The organism is Actinoplanes campanulatus (assembly GCF_014647795.1).
Lineage (GTDB): Bacteria > Actinomycetota > Actinomycetes > Mycobacteriales > Micromonosporaceae > Actinoplanes > Actinoplanes campanulatus.
The window spans coordinates 480,943-507,603 of record NZ_BMPW01000001.1 but is presented as its reverse complement, the minus strand read 5'-3'; the positions used below and the strand labels follow the sequence as shown (position 1 = coordinate 507,603).

Here is a 26,661-nt window from a genome sequence, read left to right as displayed (position 1 = left end):
GTGCTGATGGATGACCGGTTCCGATCAAACTTCCGGCGGGGTGCCGTGGCCGGTGTGGCGGTCATGTCGGTGGTCGCCTTCCTGGCCGGCCTGGCGGTCCGGGCCTATGCCGGCGCGGTGCCCGACCGGCCCGCCGTGGTGGACTCCCGTTTCGGCGACCGGCCCGGCCTCAGTCGTCCAGCAGCGCCCGCAGACGAAGACTGTCCGCCGTCGTCCAGCCCGGCGGTGGAGCGATAGTGGCCCATCCGTCCACCGTCTCCGACTTGTAGACGTGGCCGTGCCCGGTCGGGACCTTGTTGGAGAAGACCAGGTCGCAGCTGATCTGCCAGAAGGTGATGCCCGGGTACCAGTGCATGTCGGGAGTGACGTCGGGGGCCCGCCGCCCGTTCAGCCACTCCGGCTGCTTCCAGAGCAGGTCCCAGCTCCACCAGACCACCGGATCGGTCGCGTTCTGGAGGTAGACCACCTTGGGCCGGGTGCCGGTCAGGGTGCGCAGCTCGGCCGCGTCGTCGGCGAACTCGACGGCCAGGCCCGGGTAGTCCGGGTCCCAGACCGGGCTGCCCTCGGCGCGGCCCTCGGTGAGCGCCCGGTGCGCCGGGTTCGCGAAGGTCGGCCCGAGCAGCAGCGCGCCGTCGGCCCCGTCGACCAGGCTCTGCGGGGTGCCGAAGGTCTTCTCCATCCCGTACGTCCCGAGGCTCTCGCCGAACAGCAGCAGCCGGGGCCGCTCGCCCACCGGCATGGCCGCCCACCGCTCGCGGACCGCGCCGATCAGAGCGTCGGCCGCGTCCACCACCTCGGACCGGTCGCCCAGGAAGGCGAAGAAGCTCGGCAGGTACGAGTACTGCATGGACACCAGCGCGGTGTCGCCGGAATACATGTACTCCAGGGAGCGGGGCACCTTGCTGTCCACCCAGCCGGTCCCGGTCGGCGTGATGATCGCCACCACCGCCCGGTCGAAGGCCCCGGTCCGGTCCATCTCCCGGACCACCAGGTCGGCCCGCTCCTCGACGGTGTACGCCGAACTCAGGCCGGCGTAGAGACGGATCGGCTCCAGGGCGGGCCGTCCGGCGAAGGCGGTCAGCTGCTCACCGGTCGGGACGCCGGCCACGAACGCCCGCCCCTGCCGGCCCAGCGAGTCCCAGGAGACCAGTGACCGTGGCCCGCCGGAGCGCAGCGGTGACTGCGGAACCCGCACGCCGTCGCCGGTCCCGCTGTTGACCACGGCTGCCGACCGGTCGGCCATCGAGAACATCTGGGTGATCAGCAGGCTGTCCACGGCGCCGTACGCGAGCAGGGCCACCACCACCGAGCCGGCGCACCAGGCGGCCGGGGCCGGGACGAACTGCCGGAAGAGCCAGGCGCACCCGTGCGTGGACAGCCGGAGCAGCCGGGCGATCAGCAGCAGCAGGCCGAAGGTGAGCAGGCTCACCCCGACGGTGCGGACCACGTCGTGCTCCTCGGCCGGCGGCATGCCCAGGCGGATCCGCAGGTCACGCTGCCAGCGGGTGCCCAGCCAGAGGAAGATCACGACCAGCAGCGGCACCACGGCGAACAGGATGCTCCAGGCGATCCGGACGGTCCGGGCGGTGGGCTGCCGCCACCCGCGGCGGCACAGCGCTCCCAGGGCGGCGCCCAGTGCGTACCCCATGGCGGCGGTGATCCCGGCCACCACGCCCTGGAGGGACCATGCCCGGGGCAGCAGGGACGGGGTGAAGGAGAGGCAGTAGAAGACGGCCGCGAAGGCGGCGCCGGTGAGGCTGAGGCCGGAGCGGACGATGCGCCGCCGGGCCGGGGTGAGCGATGGCTCGGTGGTGTGTGGAGGGGCCTGCCCGGGTGACGGGCGCGGGACGGGAATCCGGCCACGGAAGGGCGCCAGCCAGCCTGTCGGCGACGCCACCACCTGTCTGCGCATCCGGTGCTCCGTTTCGTCGCGGCCGGCCTCGTGCCCGGGGTGACGGAAGCAACCCGGCACGTTCCTCTCCATCATCGGGGGTCTATGCCACCGAGCGCCGCCCCATTTCCCCCTGAATTCCGGCCGCCCAGGTTCGTTCAGCCGGGCCGCCGATTGCCGATGACAAGCGGTGAGGAGGAACTTCATGCGGCTGCGCAACTGGATCGCGGTGCTGGTCAGCGTGCTACTGCTGGCCGGTGCCGGTGTCGTCGGCATTCTGGTCAACCGTTCGACCGTCAAGGCGGTCGAGACGGTGCATCAGAACGACACCACCGCGCTCGGCACCAACAACGGCACCCTTACGGGCCAGCTCCAGAAGAACTCGGCGAGGGAGCTCGCGCTCCTCCTCGGCCAGATCGCCGTCCGCCTGGCCGCCGACGACGCCAAGGACCGCACCTCTCTCGCTGTGGCCGCCAAGAAGAGCACCACCTTCCAGTACGGGATGATCACCACGGATCTCGACGGGAACTTCCTGACCGCGAGCCGGACCGGCGGCCTCCCGGCGCAGAACGACGCCGCCTGGGAGCCGCTGTGGAAGCAGATCAAGACCGAGAAGTTCGGGTTCTCCGGCGTGATGAACGCCGGCGACACCTACGTGGCCGCGGTGGGCATCCCGGTCTCGGTCGGCGGTGGCCCGGTCGGCTACCTGATCGGCCTCAACGAGGTGGGACAGACCCCGCTGCAGAACTACATCCGCGAACTGCGCGGCACGACCCACAAGACGATGATCGTCGACACCGCCGGGCGCGTCGGTGCGGCCAGCGACGACACGCTCATCGGTGAGGTCGTACACCCCGCCATCAAAGCACGGCTGGACCGCGGGGAAGCCCAGTTCGTCGAGTACACCGAGAACGGCCGGGACATGATCGCGGTGGTGGTCGGCGGTCTGACCAGTGACTGGTCCTATGTGCGGACGCAGACCCAGGCCTCCTTCGACGGCGCCGTCTACAGCCGCAGCCAGACCCTGAACCTCACCCTGCTCGCCATGCTGGCGATCGGTGTGGTGGGAATCACCCTCCTCGGCTACCGGACGCAGATCCAGCGGCGCCGCGCCGACGAGCGGTTCCAGGCGCTCTTCCAGCACGCCCCGGACCTGGTGTCGGTCCTGGACGGAACCGGCCGGATCGTCTTCAGCAGCCCCAGCACCACGTCGGTGCTCGGCTTCGCGGCCGGCTCGCGGACCGGGCACAGCGTCTTCGAGGTGGTGCACCCCGAGGACCAGCAGCAGATGCGCGAGGGGCTGACCGCCCTGCTGGCCGACGCGTCCGGCGTGCTGCGCCTGCAGTGCCGGGTGCGGACCGCCGGCGGCGAGTACCGCTGGTTCGACTTCACCGCCTCCAACCAGATGCAGAACCCGGCTCTCAGCGGCGTGGTGATCAACGCCCGGGACATCTCGGAGAACCGGGCCTTCCAGGAGCGGCTGGAGCACGAGGCCCAGCACGACCCGCTGACCGGCCTGCCCAACCGGCGCCGGATGCAGGACAAGCTCCACTCGTCGCTGCGTGCCGACGCGGTGGCGGTGCTCTTCGTCGACCTGGACGGGTTCAAGCCGGTCAACGACGCGCACGGCCACGAGGTCGGCGACGAGCTGCTGCGCCAGGTGGCGGACCGGCTCAGCGCGTGCGTACGCTCCAGCGACGTGCTGTCCCGGGTCGGTGGCGACGAGTTCGTCATGCTGATGCCCGGGGTGGTCGACCCGGGGGACGTCGACGCCATGAGCAACCGCCTGCGGTACGTTCTCGGGCTGCCGTTCCGGATCGACGGGCACGAGATCCAGATCGGCGCCAGCGTCGGGGTGCACCTGGCCCCGGCCGCCGGTGACCCGGACGAGGCCCTGCGGGCCGCCGACCACGCCATGTACGAGATCAAGCACTCTCGGCGGGTCCCGGCCGGCACGGTGACCCGGGTGGGACGACACCGCGCGTCGGACTAAACTTCGTGCACACTGGGTGCACGAAGTTTCCGGATGAACGGTGGTGGCTGCGGTGTCCAAGGTCCTCTCCCGGCGAGACCTCGACTTCCTGCTGTACGAGTGGCTCGGCGCCGAGTCGCTGACCGCCCGTGAGCGGTTCGCCGAGCACTCGCGGGAGACGTTCGACGCGTTCCTCGACGTCTCCCAGCAGATCGCCGAGCGCGACTTCGCGCCGCACAACCGGGCCGGTGACCTGGCCGAGCCGACCTTCGACGGCGAGAAGGTCACGATCATCCCGGAGGTGAGCCGGGCGCTGCGGGTCTTCGCCGAGTCCGGGCTCCCGGCCGCCGGCATGGACGCCGAGCACGGCGGCCTCCAGTTGCCGCACGTGGTGCAGCGGGCCTGCTTCCTCTGGTTCCAGGCCGCCAACACGGCCACCTCGGCCTACGCCATGCTCACCGCGGGCAACGCCCACCTGCTGCTCACGCACGGCACCGAGGAACAGATCCGGCGCTACGTGCACCCGATGATCGAGGGCCGGTTCACCGGCACCATGTGCCTCTCCGAGCCGCAGGCCGGCTCGTCGCTCAGCGACGTGACGACGAAGGCCACCCCGCAGGCCGACGGCACCTACCGGATCGACGGCGGCAAGATGTGGATCTCCGGCGGCGACCACGAGCTGAGCGAGAACATCATCCACCTGGTGCTGGCCCGGGTGGAGGGCGCGCCGGCCGGGGTGAAGGGCCTGTCGCTGTTCATCGTCCCGAAGCGGAACCTGGAGACCGGCGAGCGCAACGGCGTCGTCCTGGCCGGGCTCAACCACAAGATGGGCTACCGGGGCACCACCAACGCGGTGCTCGCCTTCGAGGGCGCGGCCGCCGAGCTGGTCGGCGAGGAGGGCCGCGGCCTGGCCTACATGTTCCACATGATGAACGAGGCGCGGATCGGCGTCGGGTCCGGCGCGGTGGCCCTCGGCTACACCGGATACCTGCACGCCCTCGCGTACGCCCGGGAACGTCTCCAGGGCCGCCCGGTGAGCGGCAAGGACCCGCTGGCCCCGCCGGTGCCGATCGTCGAGCACCCGGACGTCCGCCGGATGCTGCTGGCCTCCAAGTCGTACGTCGAAGGCGGTCTCGCCCTGGTCCTCTACGCGGCGAAGCTGCTGGACGAGCCGTCGCCGGAGAACGACCTGCTGCTCGACGTGCTCACCCCGATCGTGAAGGCCTGGCCGTCGCAGTGGTGCCGGCTCGCCGACGACCACGCCATCCAGGTCCACGGCGGCTACGGCTACACCCGGGAGTACCCGGTCGAGCAGTTCTACCGGGACAACCGGCTCAACTCGATCCACGAGGGCACCGACGGCATCCAGGCCCTCGACCTGCTCGGCCGCAAGGTGACCATGCGGGGCGGCGCCGGTCTGGGCCTGCTGCTCGACCGGATCCGGGCCACCGCGTCGAAAGCGCCGGCCGAGCTGGGCGGCCCGGTGCTGAGCGCCGCCGACCGGCTGGCCGCGACGACCGCCAAGCTCTGGGCGACCGGCGACCCGTCGAGCGCCCTGGTCAACGCCACCGCCTACCTGGACGCCGCCGGCCACCTGGTGATCGCCTGGCTCTGGCTGGAGCAGCTGCTCGCCGCGGAGGGCAAGGATGGTGACTTCTACCAGGGCAAGCGGCTGGCCGCCCGGTACTTCGTCACCCACGAGCTGCCCCGGATCGGCCCCATGCTGGACCTGCTCGACTCCGGCGACACCCTTCTTCGGGACATGGACGACGCCTGGTTGGGATAGGTTCAGGTCATGGCCGGTGAAGCCACGACCATCGAAGTCGGCGACTACGACGTCCGGATCTCCAACCCGGATCGCGTCTACTTCCCGGAGCTCGGCGTCACGAAGCTCGACCTGGTCGAGTACTACCTGGCGGTGAGCGACGGGATCGTCCGCGCGCTGCGGGATCGCCCGTGCATGCTGCACCGGTTCCCGGAGGGCCTGGCCGGGGAGAAGGTGCACCAGAAACGGGTGCCCAACGGCGCGCCGCCGTGGCTGGAGACGGTGCGGGTGACGTTCCCGCGCTACAACCGGCACGCCGACGAGCTGTGCGTGACCAAACCGGCCGACGTGATCTGGGCGGTGCAGATGTCCACCGTGGAGTTCCATCCGTGGAATTCCCGGCGGGCCGACACCGAGAAGCCCGACGAGTGGCGGATCGACCTGGACCCGATGCCGGACTGCCCGTTCGGCACGGTCCAGCGGGTCGCCACGGTGGTCCGCGAGCTCCTCGACGAGCTGGGGATCACCGGCTATCCGAAGACCTCCGGCGGCCGGGGGATGCACGTCTACGTGCGGATCGAACCGAGCTGGAGCTTCTCCGACGTGCGGCGCGCCGCGCTCGCCTTCGCCCGCGAGGTGGAGCGGCGCGCCCCCGACGACGTCACGACCACCTGGTGGCGCCGCGACCGCGACCCGTCCGCGCTGTTCATCGACTACAACCAGAACGCGCGCGACCACACCGTGGCCAGCGCCTACTCGGTCCGCGGCGTGCCCACCGCCACCGTCTCCACCCCGGTCGCCTGGGACGAGATTCAAGATCTGGACCCCAGAGACTTCACCATCCGTACGGTGCCCGCGCGCTTCGCCGAGCTGGGGGACCTGCACGCCGCCATCGACGACCACGCGCACTCCCTGGACGCCCTGCTGGAGTGGGCCGACTACGACGAGCAGTCCGGCCTGACCACCCCCGAGGACTGACCGCCGCGCCCACTGTCAGTCGCAAACGGCCGAAGCATCGGGCGTGAGGCGACGTTTCTCCTCGGCGAGAAGGCGATGTTTCGTCAGACGCTCGGCAGCCAGCCGGATGTGTGCGTCAGTGAACAGCCGGGCCTTTCGAAGACTCCATGCCGACACTCGGTCGCTGAGCGCCCCGATGTCCCTGGTAGGCGGAGGCTGAATGGACGCCCAGTGCACGGTGGCCAGCAGTTCCAGGCTGTAGGGAGCCTCGAAGCCGGCGACGAGATCCAGCACGGCGGACAACTGCGCCCGGTGCTCGGGATGCCGTTCCAGCAAGTCGGCCGAACTCTCCGGGGTCCCGGTCGTGGGCGTGATGGGCGCCAAGTCGGTGACCCTCGACGATCTGTCCCCGAGGCCGGTCAGGTAGTGCCCCTCCAGAGCGGTGAGCACCTGCCCGATACGGTCCGAGTAGGGGCCGTAAGTGCCACGCACGAACCGTAGGTTGAACGGTGCTCCGGCGAGCTGAAGGAAGTAGGCCAGCTTCTGGATCTCCAGCTCACTTACGCCCTCGCGGAACTCCTGCAACCGGGCGCGGTCGAGGTAGACCGCGATCGCGCTCAGCAGCAGCGCGCGTGGGCCGGTGAGCGGTGGGCGAGGAGTGGCATCCGGCATCGTGCTCGGCGGTGGTGCGCCCTCGGGTGCGAAGATCACGCACCGAACATCCGGAATCGTCTGACAAGCGGCCTCGATCAGTGGGCGAACCTCCAGCCACTCCAGGCCGCCGTTTCCGCAACCGAGGGCGGGTATCGCGATCGACTGGACGCCCGTCCGCCGAACGGCGAGGAGTAGGTCGTCGAGCCCAGAGCGGATGTCATCGAGCCGGGCCGTGTTCCGCCAATGGCCTTTGGTGGGGAAGTTGAAGATGTATCGCCGTGGCCCGAACATGCCACGGTCGAAGACGAACATGTGACCGAGTGCGACCTCGCCGCGATCACACGCAGCCCGATAAGCCCGGTAGGCCAGTCCACCAGGGTGTCGAGTTCGCCCAGGTCGACCGTGAGCACGGTGGTCGCGTTGGCCGCGTTACCGTCCGTGCTCACCCAGGTCAGCCCGGCGTCGATCACTGACCCGATGGTGCTGGCGAGGTACACGAGCGGGCGATCGCCGCCCGAGTACCGGCCCGGGGTGTGGTCGCGGTGATCGCACGCGATGCGGTACATCATCGGTGAGCGCGGAGCGAAGTAGAACGGGACATAGTCGCCGACGCAGCCGCCCGGGCCGGTCGGAACGCGTCGCCCACGCCGCATCTCCTTGATACCCGGATCGCCGACCTCCGCCCGCGTGAGACCGCCGCGGGCGGTCACAGCGATGAGCGGCCAACCGTACCGGCGCGAAGTCCTTTGTGGGCGATGGTTACCCCGGGGTGGATCGCCCGGCCGTGCTCTCCCTGATGATCAGCTTGTGCGGCGCGCGCAGCTCGAGCCCGGCGGGTGGGGTGGGGCTGCTGATGCGCAGCAGCAGCCGCTCCACCGCGGTGGTCGCGATCATCTCCTTGTCCGGCGAGATCGTGGTGATCGTCGGGTTGGAGAACCGCCCGTCCTCGATGTCGTCGTAGCCGACCACCGCGACGTCCTCGGGCACGCGCAGCCCTCGCGACAGAAGCGTCCGGATCGCCCCGAGCGCCACCAGGTCGCTGTAGCAGAACACCGCGTCCGGAGGCTCCGCCAGGTCCAGCAGATGCTCCATGGCCTGGGCGCCGTCCGGCCGGTTGAACCGGGGGGTGCTGATGATCAGGTCTTCCCGGGGGGTGCGCCCGCGGGCCGCGTGCGCCTCGCGGAAGCCCCGAGTGCGCCGTTGGGCCGCCTCGCCGGTGGCGTAGGGCTGGTCGCCGATCGCCGCGATCCGCTGCCGGCCCAGGTCGATCAGATGCTCGGTGGCCTGCCGGGAGGCCGCCACGTCGTCTATCCCGACGTGGTCGAAGCTGCCGTCGCTGGACCGCTCGCCGAGTATGACCAGGGGCAGCCTGCGGTCGCGGTTCGTGAGTGCCTGCTGGTCGAGGCCGAGGGGGCTGAAGATGACCCCGTCGAAGAGCAGCCGGCGTGACCCGTCGGCGATGAACGCCCGCTCGTGCTCGGGGTCGCCGTCGGTCTGGTCGATCAAAACGTTATAGCCGCTGACCCGCGCCGCGCGGATCACGCTCTGCAACAACTCGGAGAAGTACGGCGTGTCCAGATAGGGCACGACGACCGCGATCTGGCCGGACCGGCCCTGTGCCAGGTTCCGCGCGAGCACGTTGGGTCGGTAGCCGAGCTCCTCGACCGCCCGTTGAACACGCTCTCTCGTACGCTCCGTGACATTGGCATAACCGTTGACCACGTTGGAGACGGTTCGGCTGGAAACGCCGGCCAACTCCGCGACGTCACGCAGAGTGACTTCTCGACGCATTCTTGCCCCCTCTGGCCGCCCCAAGTTTCCGGCAGGTTACCCCTTGCCGTCGTTATAGGGTCCCGTGCATGCTTTGCTTTGCAGCGCTGCAAAAGCGTAGCAACTCAGTTCGACCATCGGTAAAGACTTAGCTCGGCCCAATAGCCGACCCCCGATGTGCCAGCACCGGAGGTCGGCCCTCTGAGCCCCGTGGGCCTCAGAACTGATCAACTGGATACGCATCTACTTGTCTGTGAGGACCCAGTGAACATCGGCAACTTTAGTGCACGGAGAGTCAGTCGGCGATCAGTTGTGGCGGCCATCGCGGCGACGGCCACCGCCGTGACGCTCGCGGCTTGCGGCAGCGGCGACGACAAGCCGGACGCCGCCGCGAAGCCGACCGGCACGGTCACCGTGAAGGTGTGGGCCTGGTACCCGGAGTTCAAGGCGGTCGTCGACCAGTTCAACGCGACCCACACCGACGTCAAGATCGAGTGGACGAACGCGGGCACCGGCCAGGACCAGTACACCAAGCTCCAGACCGCGCTGAAGGCCGGCAAGGGCGCGCCCGACGTGGTGATGCTGGAGCTCCAGGAGATCCCCACCTTCGCGCTCACCAAGCACCTGGTCGACCTCGGCAAGTACGGCGCGGGCGCCGTCAAGGGCGACTACGCCGGCTGGGCGTGGGACCAGGTCAGCTCCGGTGACCAGGTCTACGCGATCCCGGTCGACGCCGGCCCCATGGCGATGATGTACCGCGAGGACATCTTCAAGAAGTACAACCTGACCGTGCCGACGACCTGGGACGAGTACAAGGCGCAGGCCGAGAAGCTGAAGGCCGCCTCCGGTGGCAAGAGCTTCATGACCGACTTCGGCGCCAACGACGGTGGCTTCATGACCGGTCTGTTCTGGCAGGCCGGCGCCAAGCCGTACACCTACGACATCGCGAACCCGGGCAGCATCGGCGTGAACGTCAACAGCGCCGAGGCCAAGAAGGTCTTCGAGTACTGGGAGGGCATGGTCAACACCGGCCTCGCCGACACGACCGCCTTCCACACCACCGACTTCTACAACGGCCTCGGCTCGGAGAAGTACGCCACCTACCTCGCGGCCGGCTGGGGCCCCGGTTACATCCAGGCCAACGCCGGTGGCGCGGCCGGCAAGTGGAGGGTCGCCCCGCTGCCGCAGTGGACCGCCGGCGCCAACGCCCAGGGTGACTGGGGTGGCTCCTCGTTCGCGGTGACCGACCAGGCCCAGTACCCGGAGATCGCGGCCAAGGTCGCCCTGGAGATCTTCGGCGCCAAGAACAGCGAGGCCTGGAAGATCGGCATCGACAAGGCGTTCCTGTTCCCGACCGTCACCCCGGTCCTGGAGGCGGACACGTTCACCGGCAAGACGTACGACTTCTTCGGCGGCCAGAAGGTCAACGAGGTCTTCGTGCCGGCCTACAACGGGGTCGGCGACCTGGACTGGAGCCCGTTCAACAGCTACAACTTCAACCAGCTGACCACCAACCTGGGCCAGGCGATCGAGAAGAAGACCTCCTGGACCGCGGCGCTGGACACCGCGCAGGAGAACATCAAGACCTACGCCACCCAGCAGGGCTTCAAGGTTCAGTAATGACCGAGGTACAGACGTCCCCCGCGGCCGCTCCGGCGGCCGCGGGCCCCTCGGCCAAGACGGGCACCCAGCGGTCCGCGCGGGTGAAGGAGGCGGCCACCGGCTGGCTCTTCGCCCTGCCGTTCACCGTCCTGCTGGTCGCCTTCCTGCTGCTCCCGATGGCGTACGCCTTCAAGATCAGTCTGTACCGCTCCACCCTCATCGAGGGTGAGGTCTTCGCCTGGTTCGACAACTACAAGCAGGCGATCGACGACCCGCTGGTGCGCGAGGGCGTGGTCCGGGTCCTGATCTTCGGTCTGCTCCAGACCCCCGTGATGATCGGGATCGCGCTGGTCGCGGCCCTGCTGATCGACGCCGCGACCTCGAAGTTCTCCCGGTTCTTCCGGCTGGCGGCGTTCGTGCCCTACGCCGTGCCGGTGGTCATCGGCACGCTGATGTGGGGCTTCCTCTACAGCGACAGCATCGGCCCGTTCGCCTGGACCGGAATCGACTTCACCTCCAGTGACACGGTGCTGGCGTCGCTGGGCAACATCGTCACCTGGCAGTGGGCCGGCTACAACATGATCGTCCTGTACGCGGCGCTCCAGGGTCTGCCCCGGGACGTCTACGAGTCGGCCCGCATCGACGGCGCGAGCGAGGTGCAGATCGCCCTGCGGATCAAGACACCGATGATCTCCTCGGCGCTGGTCCTGGCGACCCTCTTCACCATCATGGGCACCCTGCAGTTCTTCACCGAGCCGCTGATCCTCCAGCCGCTCAACCCGGGCGCGATCACCCAGCACTACACACCCAACGTGTACGCCTACAACCAGGCGTTCTCGTTCCAGCAGTACAACTACTCGGCGGCGATCTCGTTCCTGCTCGGCGCGGTGGTCTTCATCGGGTCGTACATCTTCCTGTTCGCCACCCGGAAGAGGAGCGCGCTGCGATGAGCTTCAGAAAAGGCAGCGTCGCCGCCCACGTCGTGATGGGCCTGCTGGCGATCTACTTCCTGCTCCCGTTCTGGTGGCTGCTGGTCGCCGCGACGAAGGACAACACCGGGCTCTTCCAATCGGCCTCGCTCTGGTTCTCCGACTTCCACCTGATCGACAATCTGCGGATCCTGTTCGAGCAGGACGGCGGGGTCTACCTCACCTGGCTGCGCAACTCGGCGTTCTACGCCGTGATCAGCGGCGTCGGCGCGACGGCCATCTCGGCGCTGGCCGGCTACGCCTTCGCGAAGCTGCGCTTCCCCGGCCGTAACGCCCTGTTCGCGCTGCTGCTCGGCCTGATCATGGTGCCGGCGACGGCGCTCGTGCTGCCCACCTACCTGCTCATGTCGCAGGCGAACCTGGTCGACACGATCTGGGCGGTCATCCTGCCGTCGCTGCTCAACCCGTTCGGCGTCTACCTGCTGCGGGTCTACGTGCACGACTCGATCCCGGACGAGATGCTCGAGGCGGCCCGGATCGACGGCGCCGGCGAGTTCCGGGTGTTCACCAGCGTGGCCCTGCCCGCGATGAAGCCCGCCCTGGTCACGGTTCTGCTGTTCAGTATGGTCGCGTCCTGGAACAACTTCTTCCTGCCGCTGGTGATGCTGAGCGACGACCAGCTCTACCCGCTCACGGTCGGGCTCCGGGCCTGGTACATGTCCGCGATCATGGGCAACGGCGGAGCGGCGACCTTCAGCGTGATCGTGACCGGCGCTCTCGTGGCGATCGTCCCCCTGATCGTCGCCTTCCTGATGTTGCAGCGGTACTGGCGCGGTGGCCTGACCATCGGCTCCGTCAAGTAACCGGTACGCGCATCTCCTCTTCTCATCGTTAAAGGGAACAACCATGCTCCGTGCGCGTGTCGCATTGAATCCGGGTGCCGTCGTGGCGCCGGTCAGCCGCCGGACCTTCGGCTCCTTCGTCGAACACATGGGCCGCTGCGTCTACACCGGCATCTACGAGCCGGGCCACCCGCTCGCCGACGAGGACGGCTTCCGTACCGATGTGCTGGCTCTCGCCCGCGAGCTCGGCGTCACCATGGTCCGGTACCCCGGGGGCAACTTCGTCTCCGGCTACCGCTGGGAGGACGGCGTCGGACCGGCCGGGAAGCGGCCCCGCCGGCGCGACCTGGCCTGGCGCAGCATCGAGACCAACGAGGTCGGCATCGACGAGTTCGCCAAGTGGGCGGAGAAGGCCGACGTCGAGATCATGTACGCGGTCAACCTCGGCACCCGTGGCGTGCAGGAGGCGCTCGACGTGCACGAGTACCTCAACCACCCGGAGGGCACCGCGCTCTCCGAGCAACGGCGGGCCAACGGCGCCGAGAAGCCGTACGGCGTCAAGATCTGGTGCCTCGGCAACGAGCTGGACGGTCCGTGGCAGACCGGGCACAAGACCCCCGAGGAGTACGGCCTGCTCGCGGCCGCCACGGCACGGGCGCTGCGGTCCGCCGAGCCGGATCTCGAGCTGGTCGCCTGTGGCAGCTCCAGCTCGACGATGCCGACCTTCGGGACCTGGGAGTCGACGGTTCTGGAGCACGCGTACGACCTGGTCGACTACGTGTCCTGCCACGCGTACTACGAGGAGCACGACGGCGACCTGGGCTCGTTCCTGGCCAGCGCGGTCGACATGGACTACTTCGTGAACAGCATCGTGGCCACCGCGGACGCGGTCGGCGCCCGGCTGAAGAGCAAGAAGAAGATCAACCTCTCGTTCGACGAGTGGAACGTCTGGTACCTGTCCCGGTTCCAGAGCGCCCCGCTGCCGGAGGAGTGGAAGGTCGCCCCGCCGGTGATCGAGGACCGGTACAACGTGGCCGACGCCGTGGTGGTCGGCAACCTGCTGATCTCGCTGCTCCGGCACAGCGACCGGGTGACCGCGGCCTGCCAGGCGCAACTGGTCAACGTGATCGCCCCGATCATGACCGAGCCCGGCGGCCCGGCCTGGCGGCAGACCATCTTCCACCCGTTCGCCAAGACCGCGGCCCTGGCCAAGGGCGAGGTGCTCCGCCTGCACATCGACGCCCCGACCTACGAGACCGCCCGGTACGGCGTGGCCCCGGTCGTCGACGCGGTCGCCACGCACGACCCGGCCACCGGGGACGTGACGGTCTTCGCGGTGAACCGGGACGTGACGGATCCGGTCGAGTTCACCGTGGACCTGAGCGCGTTCGGCGACCTGGCCGTGGCCGAGGCGTGGACCCTCACCGACGAGGAGGACCTCTACGCCGCCAACACCAGGGAGAACCCGGACCGGGTCACCCTGCGCCCGACCGCCGAGGTGCCCACCGGGGCCGTGACCGTCGAGGGCGGCGCCGCCACCCTGACCCTGCCCCGCGTCTCCTGGAGCGCCATCCGTTTCGCCCGGACCGCCTGATCACGACGTGGGACGGTAGGCGGTCTCCGGGTCGAGCAGCGTGACCCAGGACGGCCGCCACGCCGGCCCCCGTGACGTCATCTCCTCCTGGAGGTTGGTCCGCCACGGCCCGGAGACGCCGTCGTCGTGCCACCACGGCGGCCAGGAGTCGTAGCGGCGTTCCACCTGGACGCCGGTGGCGCTGATCTCCATCCGGAGGAAGAGCCACCGCCCGTACCGTGGATCGGACTCGGTGTGCCGCAGGGCCCGGACCAGCTCGGTGAGCCGGCGGAAGGCGGCGTAGCGCTCCTCGCCGGGCCGGTCGCCCGGCGGGAAGCCGCCGGGCTGGGAGCTGAAGCTGGTGGAGTCGGCGTAGGCCAGCAGGGTGCACCGCCCGTCGCCGTGCGGCGACCGCTCCCGCAGCCAGGAGATCAGGGTGTCCAGCTCCTCGCTGGCGGGCGGCGCCGGCCGGGTCAGCTCCGGGGAGTCCTGCATGGCCGCCCAGACGAGCCGGTCGTGCTCGCCCTTGCTGAGCCGGCGGACCCGGCGCATCGGCGGGCGCCGGCCGGGCTCGATCCGGGGCGGGGAGCTGCCCGGCGCCAGCCCGCCCCGGGTGGCGACGGCCACGGCCGACGCGATGTCCGCGTCCGGGCCGGTGATCAGGGCGGCGATCTGGTCCGCGGTCACCGCACCCCTTATCGCGGCGGCGATCAGCTCCTCGGCGGCGGGGCGGGCGCCGAGCCGGCCCAGCGCGGCCAGGATGTGCTCGGCGGTGAGCAGCGGGGCGAGCATGCCGGTCATGCCGTCGTCGAGCCGGCCCGGGTAGCGGACCCGGGACCAGCGGCCGTTCTCGTGCCAGATCACGAAGCCGAGCCGGTCGCCCTCGGCGAGCGGGGACAGTGCGTCCCAGGGCAGCCAGTCCGGCGTGCCGGTGAGCAGGTCGACCGGCGGATCGGCCCGGGTGGTGGCGCTGTGCTCGTGATGCCCGTAGACGACCGCGCGACGGCCGTCCAGCAGGGCGAACCGTGCCCAGTTCCGCTTGCCCTCGGCGAACTCGGCGCCGCGACCGTCGATGGTCCACGGCCCGGCCTGTCCGGTCGCGGCACACGTCGCGCTCAGTGTCGCCCAGCGGGTCCAGAGCAGTCCGGGCGCGGGCAGATCCACGTCGGTCAGCATCTGTCCACTGTGCCAAATGAGGACGAGGCAGTGACAACCACGGGTACGGCTCCGAAATGGACGGTCTCCTCGCATCGGTCTTCTACGATGCGATCGTCCTTTGAGAGGGGGCTGTATGCCATCAATCCGACCGCGTCTGCTCATCGCGGGCGTCCTGGCTGTCGCCGTCGCCACGACGGCGGTGGTCTCGGTGCCGGGAGCCGCGTCGGCCGCGCCCAAGTCCGCCACCACCAGCGCCGCCGAGAAGCGCCGCATGGACCGCCTGCCCACGCCGAAGCTGGGCTGGTACAAGTGCTACCAGATCGCCGAGTGCGCCACCGTGAAGGTGCCGCTCGACTACGACAAGCCCAAGGGCGCCAAGACCGAGCTGGCCGTCGTACGAATCAGGGCCAAGGACCAGAAGCGCAAGATCGGCAGTCTGTTCGTGAACCCGGGCGGCCCGGGCGGCTCGGCCACCCAGTTCGCGCTCTTCGCGCCGGACTTCCTGAGCGACCCGGTCCTGGAGCGCTTCGACGTCGTCGGCGTCGACCCGCGCGGCATCGGGTTCAGCGCCAACATCAAGTGCTTCAAGTCGGTCAAGCAGCAGACCGCCGTCTTCGACAAGATGAACGTCGCCTTCCCGTTCGGGTCGGCCGAGGAGAAGCGGTACATCGCCGGCGCCAAGGCCTTCGGCAAGGCCTGCTCCACCACCGGCAAGACGCTGGCCGGCGCGATGTCCACCGCCGAGGTGGCCCGCGACATGGAGCTGATGCGCCGCGCGGTCGGTGACAAGAAGCTGACCTACCTGGGCTTCAGCTACGGCACCGCGCTCGGGCAGTACTACGCCAACCTGTTCCCGGACCGGTTCCGCGCGCTCGCCGTCGACGGCAACATCGACCCGCGGCAGTGGGTCGGCGCGGGTAGCAGCGGCAACAAGATCCTGGACGCCCGGATGCACTCGGCCGAGGGCGCGAGCCGTGCCCTCCGGGAGATCCTGATCCGCTGCGACCGGGTTGGTGCGGAGTACTGCGCGTTCGCCGCCGGTGACCCGGTCGCCAACTACGCGGCGATCGCCCGGAAGCTGCGGGCCAAGCCGCTGGTCGTCACCGACGAGTTCGGCACCTTCAAGATCACCTACGCGGACTTCGTCGGCGCCAGCCTCAACTACCTCTACAGCACGTACGCCGGGGAGATGGTCACCCAGCTGGCCGCCGAGGTCGCCGCGTTGCAGGCCGGTGGCACCGCCGCGGCCGCCGCCGAGGTGTCGCTGCGCAAGCGGGTCCAGGCCGCCAAGGAGATCGGGTACGACTTCCCGTACGACAACGGCTTCGAGGCGCAGAGCGCGGTCATCTGCACCGACGGCAAGCACCCGAAGAACGCGAACGGCTGGCCGGTGGCGACCGCCTCCCGTGACCTCCAGGCGCCGTACTTCGGCCGGATCTGGGGCTGGCTCAGCGTCCAGTGCGCGAGCGGCACCTGGACCGTGCGGGACGAGGACGCTTACCGCGGCCCGTTCAACAAGCGGACCAAGGCGACCGTCCTGGTGATCGGCAACTACTGGGATCCGGCCACCAACTACGCCGCGTCCGTGTCGTCGAGCCGGCTGCTGCCGAACTCGCGGCTGCTGACCAGCGACAACTGGGGGCACGCGGCCTACGGCACGGGAGTCTGCGTGACCGCCGCCATCGACCGCTACCTGCTGACCGGCAAGGTGCCGGCCAAGGGCACGGTCTGCAAGGCCGAGCACCAGCCGTTCACCGAGAAGCTGGTGACCGGTGAGGAGCCGGGCGAGCTGTCGACCAAGTCGGCCGTGGCGCCGGGCAAGACGCTGCCGCCGGTGGTGGCCCCGAAGCCGGTCTCGGTCCTGACCGGGGGCCGCTGATCTCCGCCGCCGGGCCGGTGTTCGTGGGCGGTCCGGCGGCGCTGTGACGGACGCCGGGTCATACGGCCCGGCGTCCGCCGTCAGTGGGCTTCCAGTCGGCGCTGTCGTGGCTGTCCGCGGTGAGGCCGGTGACCGAAGCGATCAATAGCAGGACGAAGAAGACAAGCATCGCGATTTCCATACATCAAGGGTCGCGCCGTTCCGGCCGCCGGAACAGTGGCAGGAATGCCATACATCTTCAAGATGCTGCCAACCTCGGGTACGGTGGCCACATGTTGAGAAGCGTCGCTGTGATCGCCCTGCCCGAGGTGGCGGTCTTCGAGCTCGGCGTGCTCTGCGAGCTGTTCGGCTACGACCGCACCGCCGAGGGCCTGCCCGGTTACGACTTCCACGTGTGCGGGGTCGGCGGCGCCCCGGTGCGGACCCACGCCGGCTTCAGCATGACCCCGGAGTTCGACCTCACCCCGGCCGAGACCGCCGACCTGGTCGCGATCGCCCCCAACGACATGCGCGAGGTGCCGTCCGAGGTGCTCGACGTGCTGCGCCGCGCCCACGAGCGCGGCGCCTGGGTGATGAGCGTCTGCACCGGCGCGTTCACGCTCGGCGAGGCCGGCCTGCTCGACGACCGCCGCTGCACCACGCACTGGCGCCACACCGACGACCTGGCCGCCCGATACCCGCGGGCCAAGGTCGACCCGGGCGTCCTCTACGTGGTCGACGACAACATCATCACCAGCGCCGGGACGGCCGCGGCCATCGACTGCGGCATCCACCTGATCCGCGAGGAGCAGGGTTCGGCGGTGGCCGCCCAGATCGCCCGCCGCATGGTGGTGCCGCCGCACCGCGACGGCGGCCAGGCCCAGTTCATCCAGACGCCGGTGCCACCGATCTCCTGCGAGACCCTCCAGCCGCTGCTCAACCACGTGCTGGAGACCCTCGACCACCCGCACACCGTGGACACCCTGGCCGACCTCGTGCACATGGCCCCGCGCACCTTCGCCCGCCGCTTCCGCTCCGAGACCGGCGCCACCCCGCACGACTGGCTGACCGCACAGCGTGTGCTGCTCGCCCGCCGGCTGCTTGAGGACACCGATCTCGGCATCGACGCGATCGCCGCCAAGGCCGGTTTCGGCAGCGCCCAGACGCTGCGGCACCACTTCACCCAGCGCCTGAGCACCACCCCGCAGGGCTACCGGAACACCTTCAAGACCAAGAACTGAAGAGCTTTCCGGTCCAGGTCCGCGTTGGCTTCCGGCTTCTTTTTCCGGTACGCGTGTCCTCGCCCCGCCTTTTCAGGGCCGTTCCGCCCGCCCGGCCACTCTCGCTGCCCGCTCCAGCCTTTGCCGCCCCCGCCGGGCTGAGTCCCTGCCGCTCCGCTGCGCGAAGCGGCCCTAATCGGGAGGAAGTAGGTCTACTTTCGAGTTAGATCGGTTGGACACCCCCGCATGTGCCGCCACTCGCGCCGGGTGCGGGCATATTGCATTGAAGGCTTTCGGAGGTGGGCGCACACGAAAGCCGCCACGTGGGCGGCCATCGCGGCGACAGGCCACGTAGGCGACCACGACGCCGCCGCTGTGTGCGCCGGGTAAGCGCGACCACCCGCCCGGCGCGACCGAAAGCTGATCGGACCTCTCTGAACCCTTCCCGGGCTCATTCGCCTGCCGCGGCCCGCCAGTCCGCCAGCGTGGTCGGCGCCAGGTCGGCGGACGGCCCCGCCACCAGGGCGTCCACCGGGATGTCCGCGCCGAAGAACGGTCTGCCGTCGCTGGTGACCCGCTGCCCCGGGGCGGCGAGCAGACGGCCGATCTCGTCCAGGGCGAACACCTCCGGTCCGGCCATCTCGACGGTCCCGTTCGACGGCGTCGCACCGGCCAGCCCGGCGAGACGAGCGACCAGATCGGACAGCGCGATCGGCTGCACCCGTACCGGCGCCAGCCGGATCTCGTCGCCGTCGGTGTTCGCCCGCATGAGCACGTCGAGGAACTCGAAGAACTGCGCGGCCCGGACGATCGTGAACGGCAGCCCGCCCGCCCGGACGGCCGCCTCCTGGGCCAGTTTCGCCCGGTAGTACGCCAGGTCCGAGGCCCTCTCCAGCCCGATGATCGACAGGGTAACGAGATGCCGTACCCCGGCCTCGCGCCCGGCCGCCGTCAGGTTCTCGGACGAGACCCGGAAGAACTCCGCCGCCTCCTCCCGGGCCGGCGGATTGGTGACGTCGAAGACCACGTCCGCGCCGGTGAGGGCCTCTTTCAGGCCCATCCCGGTGAAGGCGTCGATCCCGGTCGACGGTGACGCCGGCACCACCTCATGGCCGTCCTCGCGCAGCGCTTCCACCAGCAGTCGCCCGGTCTGGCCGGTGCCGCCCACCACTACGATCCGCATCGCGTTCTCCCTGCTTCGGTGTCGCTTCCGCGGAAACGACCTGTCGCCCCCGCGGAAACGACCTCGGTGTCGCTTCCGCGGACACGACGAGGCAGCCCAGCGGGATGTGACAGCCGGGTTCAGCGGCGGGGCAGCTCGCTCTGTGCGGCGCTGAGCCAGTCGAGGGCGTATTCGAGTTCGGTGGCCGCGCCCCGGCGACGGTGTGAGCGGTGGTCACGGGCCGCGGCGGCGCAGGTCTCGATCCGGCGGCGCAGGGCGGCGTACAGATAGGGGTCGTCGATCGGCGCCCGCCCGGGATGCGTGTCCCGGTCCCACCGGCGGCGGAGCCGGCGCAGCACCGCCACCGCGGCCGGCGCCGCCCAGAGCCCGGCGACCGCCACCAGGGCCAGCGGAACCGGCCGGACCGCGACGGCCCCGCCGGCCCACAGCAGCCCGCCCGCCACACCGGCCCACAGCAGCCCGCCGGCCACACCGGCCGCGGCGGCCGCTCCGATCAGGACCGCGACCGGATCCGCGGGACCGGCCACCGGGAACCGCCGTGCCGCCCGCACCCGGCGCCGGGCCTGCGCGAGCCGGGCGAAGACCACCTGGTCCGGCCGGTCCGCCGACCAGTCCCGGCTCTGCGCGTCGGTGATCACCGCGTCCAGGTCCCGCTCGATGTGCCGCAATCTCGGCACGACGGTCCCGGAGAACGGATCGTTGCGCGCCCGCAGCCGCCGGAAGACCCGCTCGTTCATGCCGGCGCTCCGCCCGGTCGATCGTTCGTGCCGGCGGCTCCGGCCGGGCGCTCGTTGGTGCCGGCGGCCCTGGCCGGTCGATCGTTTACGTCGGCGGGCCTGGCTGGTCGCGTGCTCACGGCATGTCCTTCCGCAGGTCGCCGAGGTGGCGGTCCAGGCAGTCGATCGCCTGGCAGAGCAGCAGGTCGGCGTGGGCGAGGCGCCGGACCACCGGGTCGGTGCGAATGGCCCGCCGCAGGTGGGGCGCCGTCCAGTGATCCGCGCCGGCCCGCCGCAGCGCCGCCGACACGAGCCGCACCCGGGCTCGCAGGAGATGCTCCGGAACCTCGGTGAGCGTGGCCGCGCCCCGAACGGGGGACGGCTCCGGGCCCAGCCGGCGACGGCCCAGCGCGACGCGGACGCGGCGGCCGGCCCACGGTCCGGCGGCCAGCGTGCCGAGCAGTGCCGTGCCCGACACCGCGAGCACCCCGGCGACGCCGAGCCCCAGCGCCTCGGCGGCCGCCGCGGAGAGGACCACCACCACGAACGTCACCGCGGTCACCGCCACCACCCACACCGGGGTGGCGATCATCCCGGCGGCCTCGACCAGAACGCCGTCGAGCGAGGTCAGCCGGGTGCACGCGGAGCGGAGCCAGACCTGACCGGCGCCGGCCGCGTCGCCGACCTCGGCCAGCCCGTCCGCGACCAGCGCGCGCACGGCGGTGAGTTCGGCATGCAGGGCGCGGCCAGACATGCTACGAGCCTCGCATCGCGACGCCCGCCGCGCAGCTCCCGGAGTGTCGTGTTTCAGCGTCCCAGGGCCCGCAGCCAGGTGACCGCCGCGTCCGCCGTGGACACCAGTGGGGCGTCCGGCGCGGGTGGCCGGTCCACCATGAGCACCGGTACGCCCAGCTCACGGGCCGCCACCAGCTTGGCCGCCGAGCCGCCACTGTCCTTCGTGACCAGTACCCCGACGCGGTGCCGGATGAGCAGCTCCCGCTCGCCGTCGACGGTGAACGGGCCACGGTCGAGCAGCACCTCCAGATTCCGCGGCGTCACTCCGGTGGGTGGCTCCACCGACCGGGCCAGGAACCAGCATTCGTCCAGCCCGGCGAAGGCCGCGATGCCCTGCCGCCCGGTGGTGAGGAACACCCGCCGCCCGAGCCGGGGCAGCAGCGCGGCGGCGGCGTCCAGCGACGCGACCCGGTGCCACTCGTCGCCCGGACCGGCGGTCCAGCCCGGCCGTCGCACGACCAGCAGGGGTACGCCCACCGCCGCGCACGCGAGCACCGCGTGGCCGCTCATCGTCGCCGCGAACGGATGGGTGGCGTCGACCACCACGTCGACGTCCGCGTCCCGCAGGTAGCCGGCCAGCCCGTCCACCCCGCCGAACCCGCCGATCCGGAGCTCTCCGGCGGGGCGCAGCGGATCGGTGGTCCGCCCGGCCAGCGAGGTGATCACCGTGTGCTCGCCGGCGACCAGCCCGGCCAGCCGCCGCGCCTCGGTGGTCCCGCCCAGGAGCAGGATCCTCATGACCGGCAGCGGTCCACCGAGTACAGGTGGCTGTCGGGGAACTGCCCGGCGGTGAGCGCCGCGCCCACCACGATCACGGCCGTCCTTCGTACCCCCGCGTCTTTGACCTTGGCCGCGATGTCGGCGAGCGTGCCGCGCAGCACGACCTCGTCGGGCCGGGAGGCCCGCGCCACCACCGCGACCGGGCAGTCCGGCCCGTAGTTGCCGGTCAGCTCGGCCACCACCGCGTCGATCCGCTGGACCGCGAGGTGCAGCACCATGGTCGACCGGCTGGCGCCGAGGGTGGCCAGGTCCTCGCCGGGCGGCATGGCGGTGGCCCGTTCCGCGGTCCGGGTCAGGATCACCGTCTGCGCCACCCCGGGAACGGTGAACTCCCGGCCGAGGGCGGCGGCGGCAGCGGCGAAGGCGGGCACCCCGGGCGTCACGTCGTATGGCACCCCGGCCGCGTCGAGGCGGCGCATCTGCTCGGCGACCGCACTGAACACCGACGGGTCGCCGGAGTGCAGCCGGGCCACGTCCTGCCCGGCCCGGTGCGCCGTCACCATCTCGGCGACGATCTGGTCCAGGTTCAGGTCCCGGGTGTCGACCCGGCGGGCGCCCGGCGGACAGGCCTCCAGCAGTTCGGCCGGGACCAGGCTGCCGGCGTAGAGACAGACCGGCGACGAGGCGATCAGCCGGTGGCCACGCAACGTGATCAGATCGGCGGCGCCCGGCCCGGCCCCGATGAAGTGGACGGTCATCGGGTCACCGACCAGATCGTCACCGGCATGAACGAGCGCCAGCCGGTGAACCCGCCGACCGGCGACCCGCGCTGCACGGTGATCCGGCTCAGCTCGCCGCCGAGTTTCGCGTACGCGGCCGCCAGCACCGCCTCCGACTCGACCGTCACCGCGTTCGCCACGAGCCGCCCGCCGGGGCGCAGCGCGGCCAGGCAACGGTCCAGTACGCCGTCGCGGGTCAATCCGCCTCCTATGAAGATCGTGTCCGGTTCCGGCAGCCCGTCGAGAGCCTCCGGGGCCCGGCCGTGCACCACGCGCAGACCGGGTACGCCGAGCGCCGCCGCGTTCGCCGTGACGGTCGCCGCCCGCTCGGCCGACGATTCGATCGCGACCGCCCGGCAGGACGGGTGCGCGCGCATCCACTCGATGCCGATGCTGCCCGAGCCGGCGCCCACGTCCCAGAGCAGCCGGCCCGGCGCGGGGGCGAGCGCGGCCAGCGTGACGGCCCGCACCTCGCGCTTGGTGAGCTGCCCGTCGCCCTCGTAGCGGTCGTCCGGCAGGCCGGGCACGATCGGCAGTTCCGGCCCGTCGCCGCACTCGACGGCGACGATGTTGAGCGGGTCGCCCTCCGGCAGCGCCCAGCCGTCCGCGGCGCCGGTCACCGCCCGCTCGCCCGGCCCGCCGAGCTGCTCCAGGACGGTCATCGACGCGGTGCCGTGGCCACGGTCGGCGAGCAGCGCCGCGACCGCCGCCGGGGTGGCCGCGCCCGCGGAGAGCACCAGGATCCGGCGGCCGGGATTGATCAGCCGGCCGAGCGTCTCGACCGGGGCTGTGACCAGGCTCACCACGTCGACGGCGGCCAGATCCCAGCCGAGGCGGGCCGCGGCCAGCGACACCGACGACGGGTGCGGCACCACCCGGATCCGGTCCGCGCCGAACAGACGGACCAGTGTGGAGCCGATGCCGTGAAACATCGGGTCGCCGCTGGCCAGCACGCACACCCGCTGCCCGCGCTCCGCCCCGATCAGCCCGGGCAGGGCCGGCACCAGCGGAGACGGCCACCGGACGCGACGCGCGGCGACCACCTCACCGGGGAGCAGATCGAGCTGCCGGGCGGCGCCGAAGACCACGTCGGCGGACGCCAGGGTCCTCCGCGCCGTACCGGAAAGTCCGGGCCACCCGCCGGCGCCGACGCCGATCACGGTGACCACGTCCTGGTGTTCCATGCCCTGAACCTAGCGCCCGGGATTTTTCCCGATCTCGTTGAGCCAACCGGGCGTGATGCGCGTACGACACTGTGACGGCTTCTGATGCGGACCGGGGCCGTCACGTCGGCCGCATGGGGTGGCAGGCGCCGCGAGACGACTGCTGAGCAGGTGAGGACGTTGACCATTCCGGCCTTCCGGGATCAGCGCGAGATCCCCGACGACGACGGGTATTTCGCCGGGCTGCGCTCCGACGACGGCCCGAGCTGGGACAACCCGTCCATGCCCCCGTGGCCGGACACCCAGTACGCCGCCGAACCGGCCCAGCCCCAGTACGGCCAGCCCTACAACACCCCGGACGGGTTCCGCCGCGGCGAGGTCACCGAGGTGTCGATGACCGACCCGACCGGCTGGAAGGCCGGCACCGGCGTCCCGGTCGTCGACGACCGGCCGCCCGGCGAGTCGACCAGCGGCAACCGGCTCTTCACCGTCCTGCTGTTCTTCTCCGGCCTGGGCACCAGCATCGCGCTCTGGCTGTTCAACACGCGGGCCGGCGCGGTCAGCGACACCGCCAGCACGATGATCGCGGCCGGCCGGGTGACCGGGCTGATCGGCGGCTACCTGCTCTTCGTCCAGCTGCTGATGATGAGCCGGGTGTCCTGGCTGGAGGAGTGGGTCGGCTCCCGCGACCTGCTGCGCTGGCACCGCTGGCTGGGCACCTCGCTGCTGGCCGCGGTGGTCGCGCACATCGTCTTCATCGTCTACGGCTACGCCCTCACCGCCGGCACCGGTGTCGTCGACCAGGGCTGGACCGTGATCACGACGTTCCCCGAGATGATCAGCGCCACGATCGCCACCGGGCTGCTCGTCTTCATCGCCCTGATCTCGATCCGGTTCGTCCGCAACCGGCTCAACTACGAGCTCTGGCACCTGGTCCACCTGACCAGCTACGGCGTCCTGCTGCTCGGCTACGGCCACCAGATCGCGGCCGGCGCCGACATGAGCGGCCGGTACGCCTCGGTGTTCTGGCCGGCGCTCGGCTGCATCACCATCGCCGCCCTGTTCTGGGGCCGCATCGTCGAGCCGGTCTGGCTGAACGCGCGGCACCGGTTCACCGTGGCCGAGGTGGTCGCCGAGGGCGCCAACACGTTCTCGATCTACATCGAGGGCAAGCGGCTCGACAAGCTGCCGGTCCAGGCCGGCCAGTTCATGCGCTGGCGGTTCCTGACGGCGAACGGCTGGTGGCAGTCCCACCCGTTCTCGCTGTCGGCCGCCCCGAACTCGCAGTGGCTGCGGCTCACCGTCACCATCGCCGGCGGCCACACCCGCAAGCTGGCCACCATGAGCCCCGGCACGCCGATCTGGGCGGAGGGACCGTTCGGGACGTTCACCGCCGAACGGCGTACCCGGCGGCGGGCCCTGCTGATCGCCGGTGGCAGCGGCATCGCCCCGATCCGCGCCCTGCTCGAGGACATGCCGCCGGACACCATCGTGATCTACCGGGCCAGCCGTCCGGACGAGCTGGTCTTCCGGACCGAGCTGGAGGAACTGGCCGAGGAGCGGGACGCCTGGGTGCGCTACATCGTCGGTGGCCGCAACGACCCCGGCCCGCGCCGGCTGTTCACCCCCGACGGGCTGCGCGGCCTGGTCCCCGACGTGAACCGCCGTGACGTCTACCTGTGCGGCCCGCCCGGGCTGGTCAACGCCGCCGTCGACACGCTCAAGCAGCTCGACGTGCCGGAGAGCCAGCTGCACCTGGACCCGTTCGAGTTCTGACCCCTATCGACTGGGAGTTTTCGCGATGCGACGTAGTACCGCAGCAGCCGTCGGCACCCTCACCGGTGCGGCCCTGATCCTCGGGGTCCGCCTGAGCGTGCAACCGCCGGCCGTCCCGGTGTCCGCCGCCGCGCCGGACGACGCGGGCGGGGAGCCCGAGGACGCCGCCGCCGAGTCGACCGCCGAACCGGACCCGGGCACCACCAAGAAGCCGTCCGGCAAGAAGACCAGCGCCCCGGCGGACGACGAGAAGGCCGGGCTCAAGGCCGGCACCTACAAGGGCAAGGCCGTACAGAACCAGTACGGCACGATGCAGGTCACCATCAAGATCAGCGGCGGCAAGATCACCGCGGCGGACTCGACCTTCCCGACCGACGGGTTCTCCGGCACGATCAACCCGAAGGCCGTGGAAACGCTGTCGGCGGCCACCCTCAAAGCGCAGAGCGCCGACGTCGACGCCGTCTCCGGGGCCACCTTCACCAGCCAGTCCTACGTCACGTCCCTCCAGGCGGCGCTGGACAAAGCCGGAGCGTAGGGTTCGGGCCGTGCGCCACACGGAGCAGGTCATGGGTACGGTCGTCAGCATCGAACTGGCCGACGACCTGCCACCGGCCCGGCTCACCGAGCTCGTCGGCGAGACGTGCGCCTGGCTGCACGAGGTCGACGCCCGGTTCAGCACCTACAAGGACGACAGCGAGGTGTGCCGGTTCCGCTCCGGCGCGCTCCGGCTCGAGGACTGCTCCGCCGACCTGCGCCACGTCCTCGACCGCTGCGCCGACCTGTGGCGCGACACGGACGGCTACTTCGACGCCTACGCGGGCGGCCCCCTCGACCCGTCCGGCTACGTCAAGGGCTGGTCCGTCGAGGTGGCATCACAGCGTCTCGCCGCCGCCGGCTCGGCCCGGCACTACATCGGCGCGGGCGGCGACATCCGGATGCGCGGCGCGGGCCCCGGCGGCCGCCCCTGGCGGGTCGGCGTCCGCCACCCCTGGGAGGCCGACAAGCTCGCCTGGGTCCTCTCCCTGACCGACGGCGCGGTGGCCACCTCCGGGACGTACGAGCGCGGCGCCCACGTCTGGAACCCGGTGGCCGGGCGCCCCGCCAGCGGCCTCCGCTCGGTCACCGTGGTCGGCCCCGACCTGGCCGTCGCCGACGCCTACGCGACCGCCGCCCTGGCCATGGGCGAGCCGGGCCTGTCCTGGCTGGCCGGGCGAGTCGCCGACGGCTACGAGTCCGCCGCGGTCACCGACGACGGTCGCGCTTTCACGTCCGCCAACCTCCCGATCGTCTCCTGACTCCCGCCCGCTCGGCGCTTCCCGGCCTCCGCGTCCGATCAAC

Annotated in this window: 23 protein-coding genes and 1 pseudogene; 12 read left to right on the top strand and 12 right to left on the bottom strand. The window is 70.9% G+C overall.

Features of this window, described 5'->3' with window-relative positions; all coding sequences use genetic code 11:
* Positions 1–169: 169 nt before the first annotated feature.
* Positions 170–1,912, bottom strand: coding sequence for an alpha/beta hydrolase (locus IEZ13_RS02205; RefSeq protein ID WP_183216106.1), 1,743 nt, complete (start codon positions 1,910–1,912; stop codon positions 170–172).
* Between the two features lie 184 nt (positions 1,913–2,096).
* On the opposite strand from IEZ13_RS02205, the gene IEZ13_RS02200 reads away from it, so the two are divergent.
* Genes IEZ13_RS02200 through ligD form a run of 3 tightly spaced genes read left to right on the top strand, consistent with a single transcriptional unit; the run spans position 2,097 to position 6,606 of the window.
* A complete protein-coding gene (locus tag IEZ13_RS02200) occupies positions 2,097–3,884 on the top strand; it encodes a sensor domain-containing diguanylate cyclase (protein ID WP_183216104.1) in 1,788 nt (595 codons plus the stop codon).
* Between the two features lie 52 nt (positions 3,885–3,936).
* Complete coding sequence (locus tag IEZ13_RS02195; RefSeq protein ID WP_183216101.1) at positions 3,937–5,649, top strand: acyl-CoA dehydrogenase; 1,713 nt, start codon at positions 3,937–3,939, stop codon at positions 5,647–5,649.
* Positions 5,650–5,658: 9 nt separating this feature from the next.
* Positions 5,659–6,606 carry a non-homologous end-joining DNA ligase gene (gene ligD, locus IEZ13_RS02190; protein ID WP_183216100.1) on the top strand — a complete coding sequence of 316 codons (948 nt, stop codon included), beginning with the start codon at positions 5,659–5,661 and terminating at the stop codon, positions 6,604–6,606.
* A gap of 15 nt (positions 6,607–6,621) precedes the next feature.
* On the opposite strand, the gene darG is transcribed toward ligD, so the two are convergent.
* The 3 genes and pseudogenes from darG to IEZ13_RS02175 all read right to left on the bottom strand — a co-directional run bounded on the left by darG (position 6,622) and on the right by IEZ13_RS02175 (position 9,030).
* Positions 6,622–7,608 carry a type II toxin-antitoxin system antitoxin DNA ADP-ribosyl glycohydrolase DarG gene (gene darG, locus IEZ13_RS02185; RefSeq protein WP_423243933.1) on the bottom strand — a complete coding sequence of 329 codons (987 nt, stop codon included), beginning with the start codon at positions 7,606–7,608 and terminating at the stop codon, positions 6,622–6,624.
* A gap of 5 nt (positions 7,609–7,613) precedes the next feature.
* Positions 7,614–7,949: pseudogene (locus tag IEZ13_RS47810) on the bottom strand (DUF4433 domain-containing protein); the annotation flags it as partial.
* Between the two features lie 49 nt (positions 7,950–7,998).
* Positions 7,999–9,030 carry a LacI family DNA-binding transcriptional regulator gene (locus tag IEZ13_RS02175; RefSeq protein WP_183216094.1) on the bottom strand — a complete coding sequence of 344 codons (1,032 nt, stop codon included), beginning with the start codon at positions 9,028–9,030 and terminating at the stop codon, positions 7,999–8,001.
* Between the two features lie 291 nt (positions 9,031–9,321).
* Between IEZ13_RS02175 and IEZ13_RS02170 the strand changes: the two genes are divergently transcribed.
* Genes IEZ13_RS02170 through arfA form a run of 4 tightly spaced genes read left to right on the top strand, consistent with a single transcriptional unit; the run spans position 9,322 to position 13,976 of the window.
* Entirely contained in the window at positions 9,322–10,629 is a 1,308-nt protein-coding gene (locus IEZ13_RS02170) for an ABC transporter substrate-binding protein (RefSeq protein ID WP_183216092.1), read from the top strand.
* A complete protein-coding gene (locus tag IEZ13_RS02165; RefSeq protein ID WP_183216090.1) occupies positions 10,629–11,561 on the top strand; it encodes a carbohydrate ABC transporter permease in 933 nt (310 codons plus the stop codon). Before IEZ13_RS02170 ends, IEZ13_RS02165 begins: the two co-directional genes overlap by 1 nt.
* The gene (locus IEZ13_RS02160) at positions 11,558–12,403 is read left to right on the top strand and encodes a carbohydrate ABC transporter permease (RefSeq protein ID WP_183216088.1); all 846 of its coding nucleotides are present in this window, start codon (positions 11,558–11,560) and stop codon (positions 12,401–12,403) included. The genes IEZ13_RS02165 and IEZ13_RS02160 overlap by 4 nt, the downstream gene beginning before the upstream one ends.
* Before the next feature lie 43 nt (positions 12,404–12,446).
* A complete protein-coding gene (gene arfA, locus IEZ13_RS02155) occupies positions 12,447–13,976 on the top strand; it encodes an arabinosylfuranosidase ArfA (protein WP_183216086.1) in 1,530 nt (509 codons plus the stop codon).
* On the opposite strand, the gene IEZ13_RS02150 is transcribed toward arfA, so the two are convergent.
* The gene (locus tag IEZ13_RS02150; RefSeq protein WP_183216084.1) at positions 13,977–15,131 is read right to left on the bottom strand and encodes a hypothetical protein; all 1,155 of its coding nucleotides are present in this window, start codon (positions 15,129–15,131) and stop codon (positions 13,977–13,979) included. It abuts the gene before it with no gap.
* Between the two features lie 115 nt (positions 15,132–15,246).
* Here IEZ13_RS02150 and IEZ13_RS02145 point away from each other — a divergent pair, with 115 nt between their 5' ends.
* Entirely contained in the window at positions 15,247–16,992 is a 1,746-nt protein-coding gene (locus IEZ13_RS02145) for an alpha/beta hydrolase (protein ID WP_183216082.1), read from the top strand.
* Positions 16,993–17,050: 58 nt separating this feature from the next.
* On the opposite strand, the gene IEZ13_RS47410 is transcribed toward IEZ13_RS02145, so the two are convergent.
* The gene (locus IEZ13_RS47410; protein ID WP_260178652.1) at positions 17,051–17,173 is read right to left on the bottom strand and encodes a hypothetical protein; all 123 of its coding nucleotides are present in this window, start codon (positions 17,171–17,173) and stop codon (positions 17,051–17,053) included.
* A 91-nt stretch (positions 17,174–17,264) separates the two neighbouring features.
* On the opposite strand from IEZ13_RS47410, the gene IEZ13_RS02140 reads away from it, so the two are divergent.
* Entirely contained in the window at positions 17,265–18,212 is a 948-nt protein-coding gene (locus IEZ13_RS02140; protein ID WP_183216080.1) for a GlxA family transcriptional regulator, read from the top strand.
* A gap of 430 nt (positions 18,213–18,642) precedes the next feature.
* Here the strand turns inward: IEZ13_RS02140 and IEZ13_RS02135 are convergent, their stop codons facing one another.
* The 6 genes from IEZ13_RS02135 to cbiE all read right to left on the bottom strand — a co-directional run bounded on the left by IEZ13_RS02135 (position 18,643) and on the right by cbiE (position 23,568).
* The gene (locus IEZ13_RS02135) at positions 18,643–19,374 is read right to left on the bottom strand and encodes an SDR family oxidoreductase (protein WP_183216078.1); all 732 of its coding nucleotides are present in this window, start codon (positions 19,372–19,374) and stop codon (positions 18,643–18,645) included.
* Positions 19,375–19,493: 119 nt separating this feature from the next.
* Positions 19,494–20,111, bottom strand: coding sequence for a hypothetical protein (locus IEZ13_RS02130; RefSeq protein WP_183216076.1), 618 nt, complete (start codon positions 20,109–20,111; stop codon positions 19,494–19,496).
* A 115-nt stretch (positions 20,112–20,226) separates the two neighbouring features.
* Positions 20,227–20,844, bottom strand: coding sequence for a hypothetical protein (locus tag IEZ13_RS02125; protein WP_183216074.1), 618 nt, complete (start codon positions 20,842–20,844; stop codon positions 20,227–20,229).
* Positions 20,845–20,897: 53 nt separating this feature from the next.
* Positions 20,898–21,623: a cobalt-precorrin-6A reductase gene (locus IEZ13_RS02120; protein ID WP_183216072.1), complete on the bottom strand. Its 726-nt coding sequence runs from the start codon at positions 21,621–21,623 to the stop codon at positions 20,898–20,900.
* Positions 21,620–22,363 carry a precorrin-4 C(11)-methyltransferase gene (gene cobM, locus IEZ13_RS02115; protein ID WP_183216070.1) on the bottom strand — a complete coding sequence of 248 codons (744 nt, stop codon included), beginning with the start codon at positions 22,361–22,363 and terminating at the stop codon, positions 21,620–21,622. The genes IEZ13_RS02120 and cobM overlap by 4 nt, the downstream gene beginning before the upstream one ends.
* Positions 22,360–23,568 carry a precorrin-6y C5,15-methyltransferase (decarboxylating) subunit CbiE gene (cbiE, locus tag IEZ13_RS02110; protein WP_183216068.1) on the bottom strand — a complete coding sequence of 403 codons (1,209 nt, stop codon included), beginning with the start codon at positions 23,566–23,568 and terminating at the stop codon, positions 22,360–22,362. The genes cobM and cbiE overlap by 4 nt, the downstream gene beginning before the upstream one ends.
* Before the next feature lie 159 nt (positions 23,569–23,727).
* Between cbiE and IEZ13_RS02105 the strand changes: the two genes are divergently transcribed.
* Genes IEZ13_RS02105 through IEZ13_RS02095 form a run of 3 tightly spaced genes read left to right on the top strand, consistent with a single transcriptional unit; the run spans position 23,728 to position 26,618 of the window.
* Positions 23,728–25,323 (top strand): ferredoxin reductase family protein, encoded by a 1,596-nt coding sequence (locus IEZ13_RS02105; RefSeq protein WP_183216066.1) that lies wholly within the window; start codon positions 23,728–23,730, stop codon positions 25,321–25,323.
* A 25-nt stretch (positions 25,324–25,348) separates the two neighbouring features.
* Entirely contained in the window at positions 25,349–25,858 is a 510-nt protein-coding gene (locus IEZ13_RS02100) for an FMN-binding protein (RefSeq protein ID WP_183216064.1), read from the top strand.
* Positions 25,859–25,889: 31 nt separating this feature from the next.
* Positions 25,890–26,618 (top strand): FAD:protein FMN transferase, encoded by a 729-nt coding sequence (locus IEZ13_RS02095; protein ID WP_183217177.1) that lies wholly within the window; start codon positions 25,890–25,892, stop codon positions 26,616–26,618.
* Positions 26,619–26,661: the final 43 nt, after the last annotated feature.

Excerpts from the sequence above, each read along its gene's own strand:
- IEZ13_RS02205 (WP_183216106.1), bottom strand. The coding sequence starts at position 1,912 with ATGCGCAGACAGGTGGTGGCGTCGCCGACAGGCTGGCTGGCGCCCTTC.
- IEZ13_RS02200 (WP_183216104.1), top strand. The coding sequence starts at position 2,097 with ATGCGGCTGCGCAACTGGATCGCGGTGCTGGTCAGCGTGCTACTGCTG.
- ligD (WP_183216100.1), top strand. The coding sequence starts at position 5,659 with ATGGCCGGTGAAGCCACGACCATCGAAGTCGGCGACTACGACGTCCGG.
- IEZ13_RS02175 (WP_183216094.1), bottom strand. The coding sequence starts at position 9,030 with ATGCGTCGAGAAGTCACTCTGCGTGACGTCGCGGAGTTGGCCGGCGTT.
- IEZ13_RS02165 (WP_183216090.1), top strand. The coding sequence starts at position 10,629 with ATGACCGAGGTACAGACGTCCCCCGCGGCCGCTCCGGCGGCCGCGGGC.
- IEZ13_RS02160 (WP_183216088.1), top strand. The coding sequence starts at position 11,558 with ATGAGCTTCAGAAAAGGCAGCGTCGCCGCCCACGTCGTGATGGGCCTG.
- arfA (WP_183216086.1), top strand. The coding sequence starts at position 12,447 with ATGCTCCGTGCGCGTGTCGCATTGAATCCGGGTGCCGTCGTGGCGCCG.
- IEZ13_RS02150 (WP_183216084.1), bottom strand. The coding sequence starts at position 15,131 with ATGCTGACCGACGTGGATCTGCCCGCGCCCGGACTGCTCTGGACCCGC.
- IEZ13_RS02145 (WP_183216082.1), top strand. The coding sequence starts at position 15,247 with ATGCCATCAATCCGACCGCGTCTGCTCATCGCGGGCGTCCTGGCTGTC.
- IEZ13_RS47410 (WP_260178652.1), bottom strand. The coding sequence starts at position 17,173 with ATGGAAATCGCGATGCTTGTCTTCTTCGTCCTGCTATTGATCGCTTCG.
- IEZ13_RS02140 (WP_183216080.1), top strand. The coding sequence starts at position 17,265 with ATGTTGAGAAGCGTCGCTGTGATCGCCCTGCCCGAGGTGGCGGTCTTC.
- IEZ13_RS02135 (WP_183216078.1), bottom strand. The coding sequence starts at position 19,374 with ATGCGGATCGTAGTGGTGGGCGGCACCGGCCAGACCGGGCGACTGCTG.
- IEZ13_RS02130 (WP_183216076.1), bottom strand. The coding sequence starts at position 20,111 with ATGAACGAGCGGGTCTTCCGGCGGCTGCGGGCGCGCAACGATCCGTTC.
- IEZ13_RS02125 (WP_183216074.1), bottom strand. The coding sequence starts at position 20,844 with ATGTCTGGCCGCGCCCTGCATGCCGAACTCACCGCCGTGCGCGCGCTG.
- IEZ13_RS02120 (WP_183216072.1), bottom strand. The coding sequence starts at position 21,623 with ATGAGGATCCTGCTCCTGGGCGGGACCACCGAGGCGCGGCGGCTGGCC.
- cobM (WP_183216070.1), bottom strand. The coding sequence starts at position 22,363 with ATGACCGTCCACTTCATCGGGGCCGGGCCGGGCGCCGCCGATCTGATC.
- cbiE (WP_183216068.1), bottom strand. The coding sequence starts at position 23,568 with ATGGAACACCAGGACGTGGTCACCGTGATCGGCGTCGGCGCCGGCGGG.
- IEZ13_RS02100 (WP_183216064.1), top strand. The coding sequence starts at position 25,349 with ATGCGACGTAGTACCGCAGCAGCCGTCGGCACCCTCACCGGTGCGGCC.
- IEZ13_RS02095 (WP_183217177.1), top strand. The coding sequence starts at position 25,890 with ATGGGTACGGTCGTCAGCATCGAACTGGCCGACGACCTGCCACCGGCC.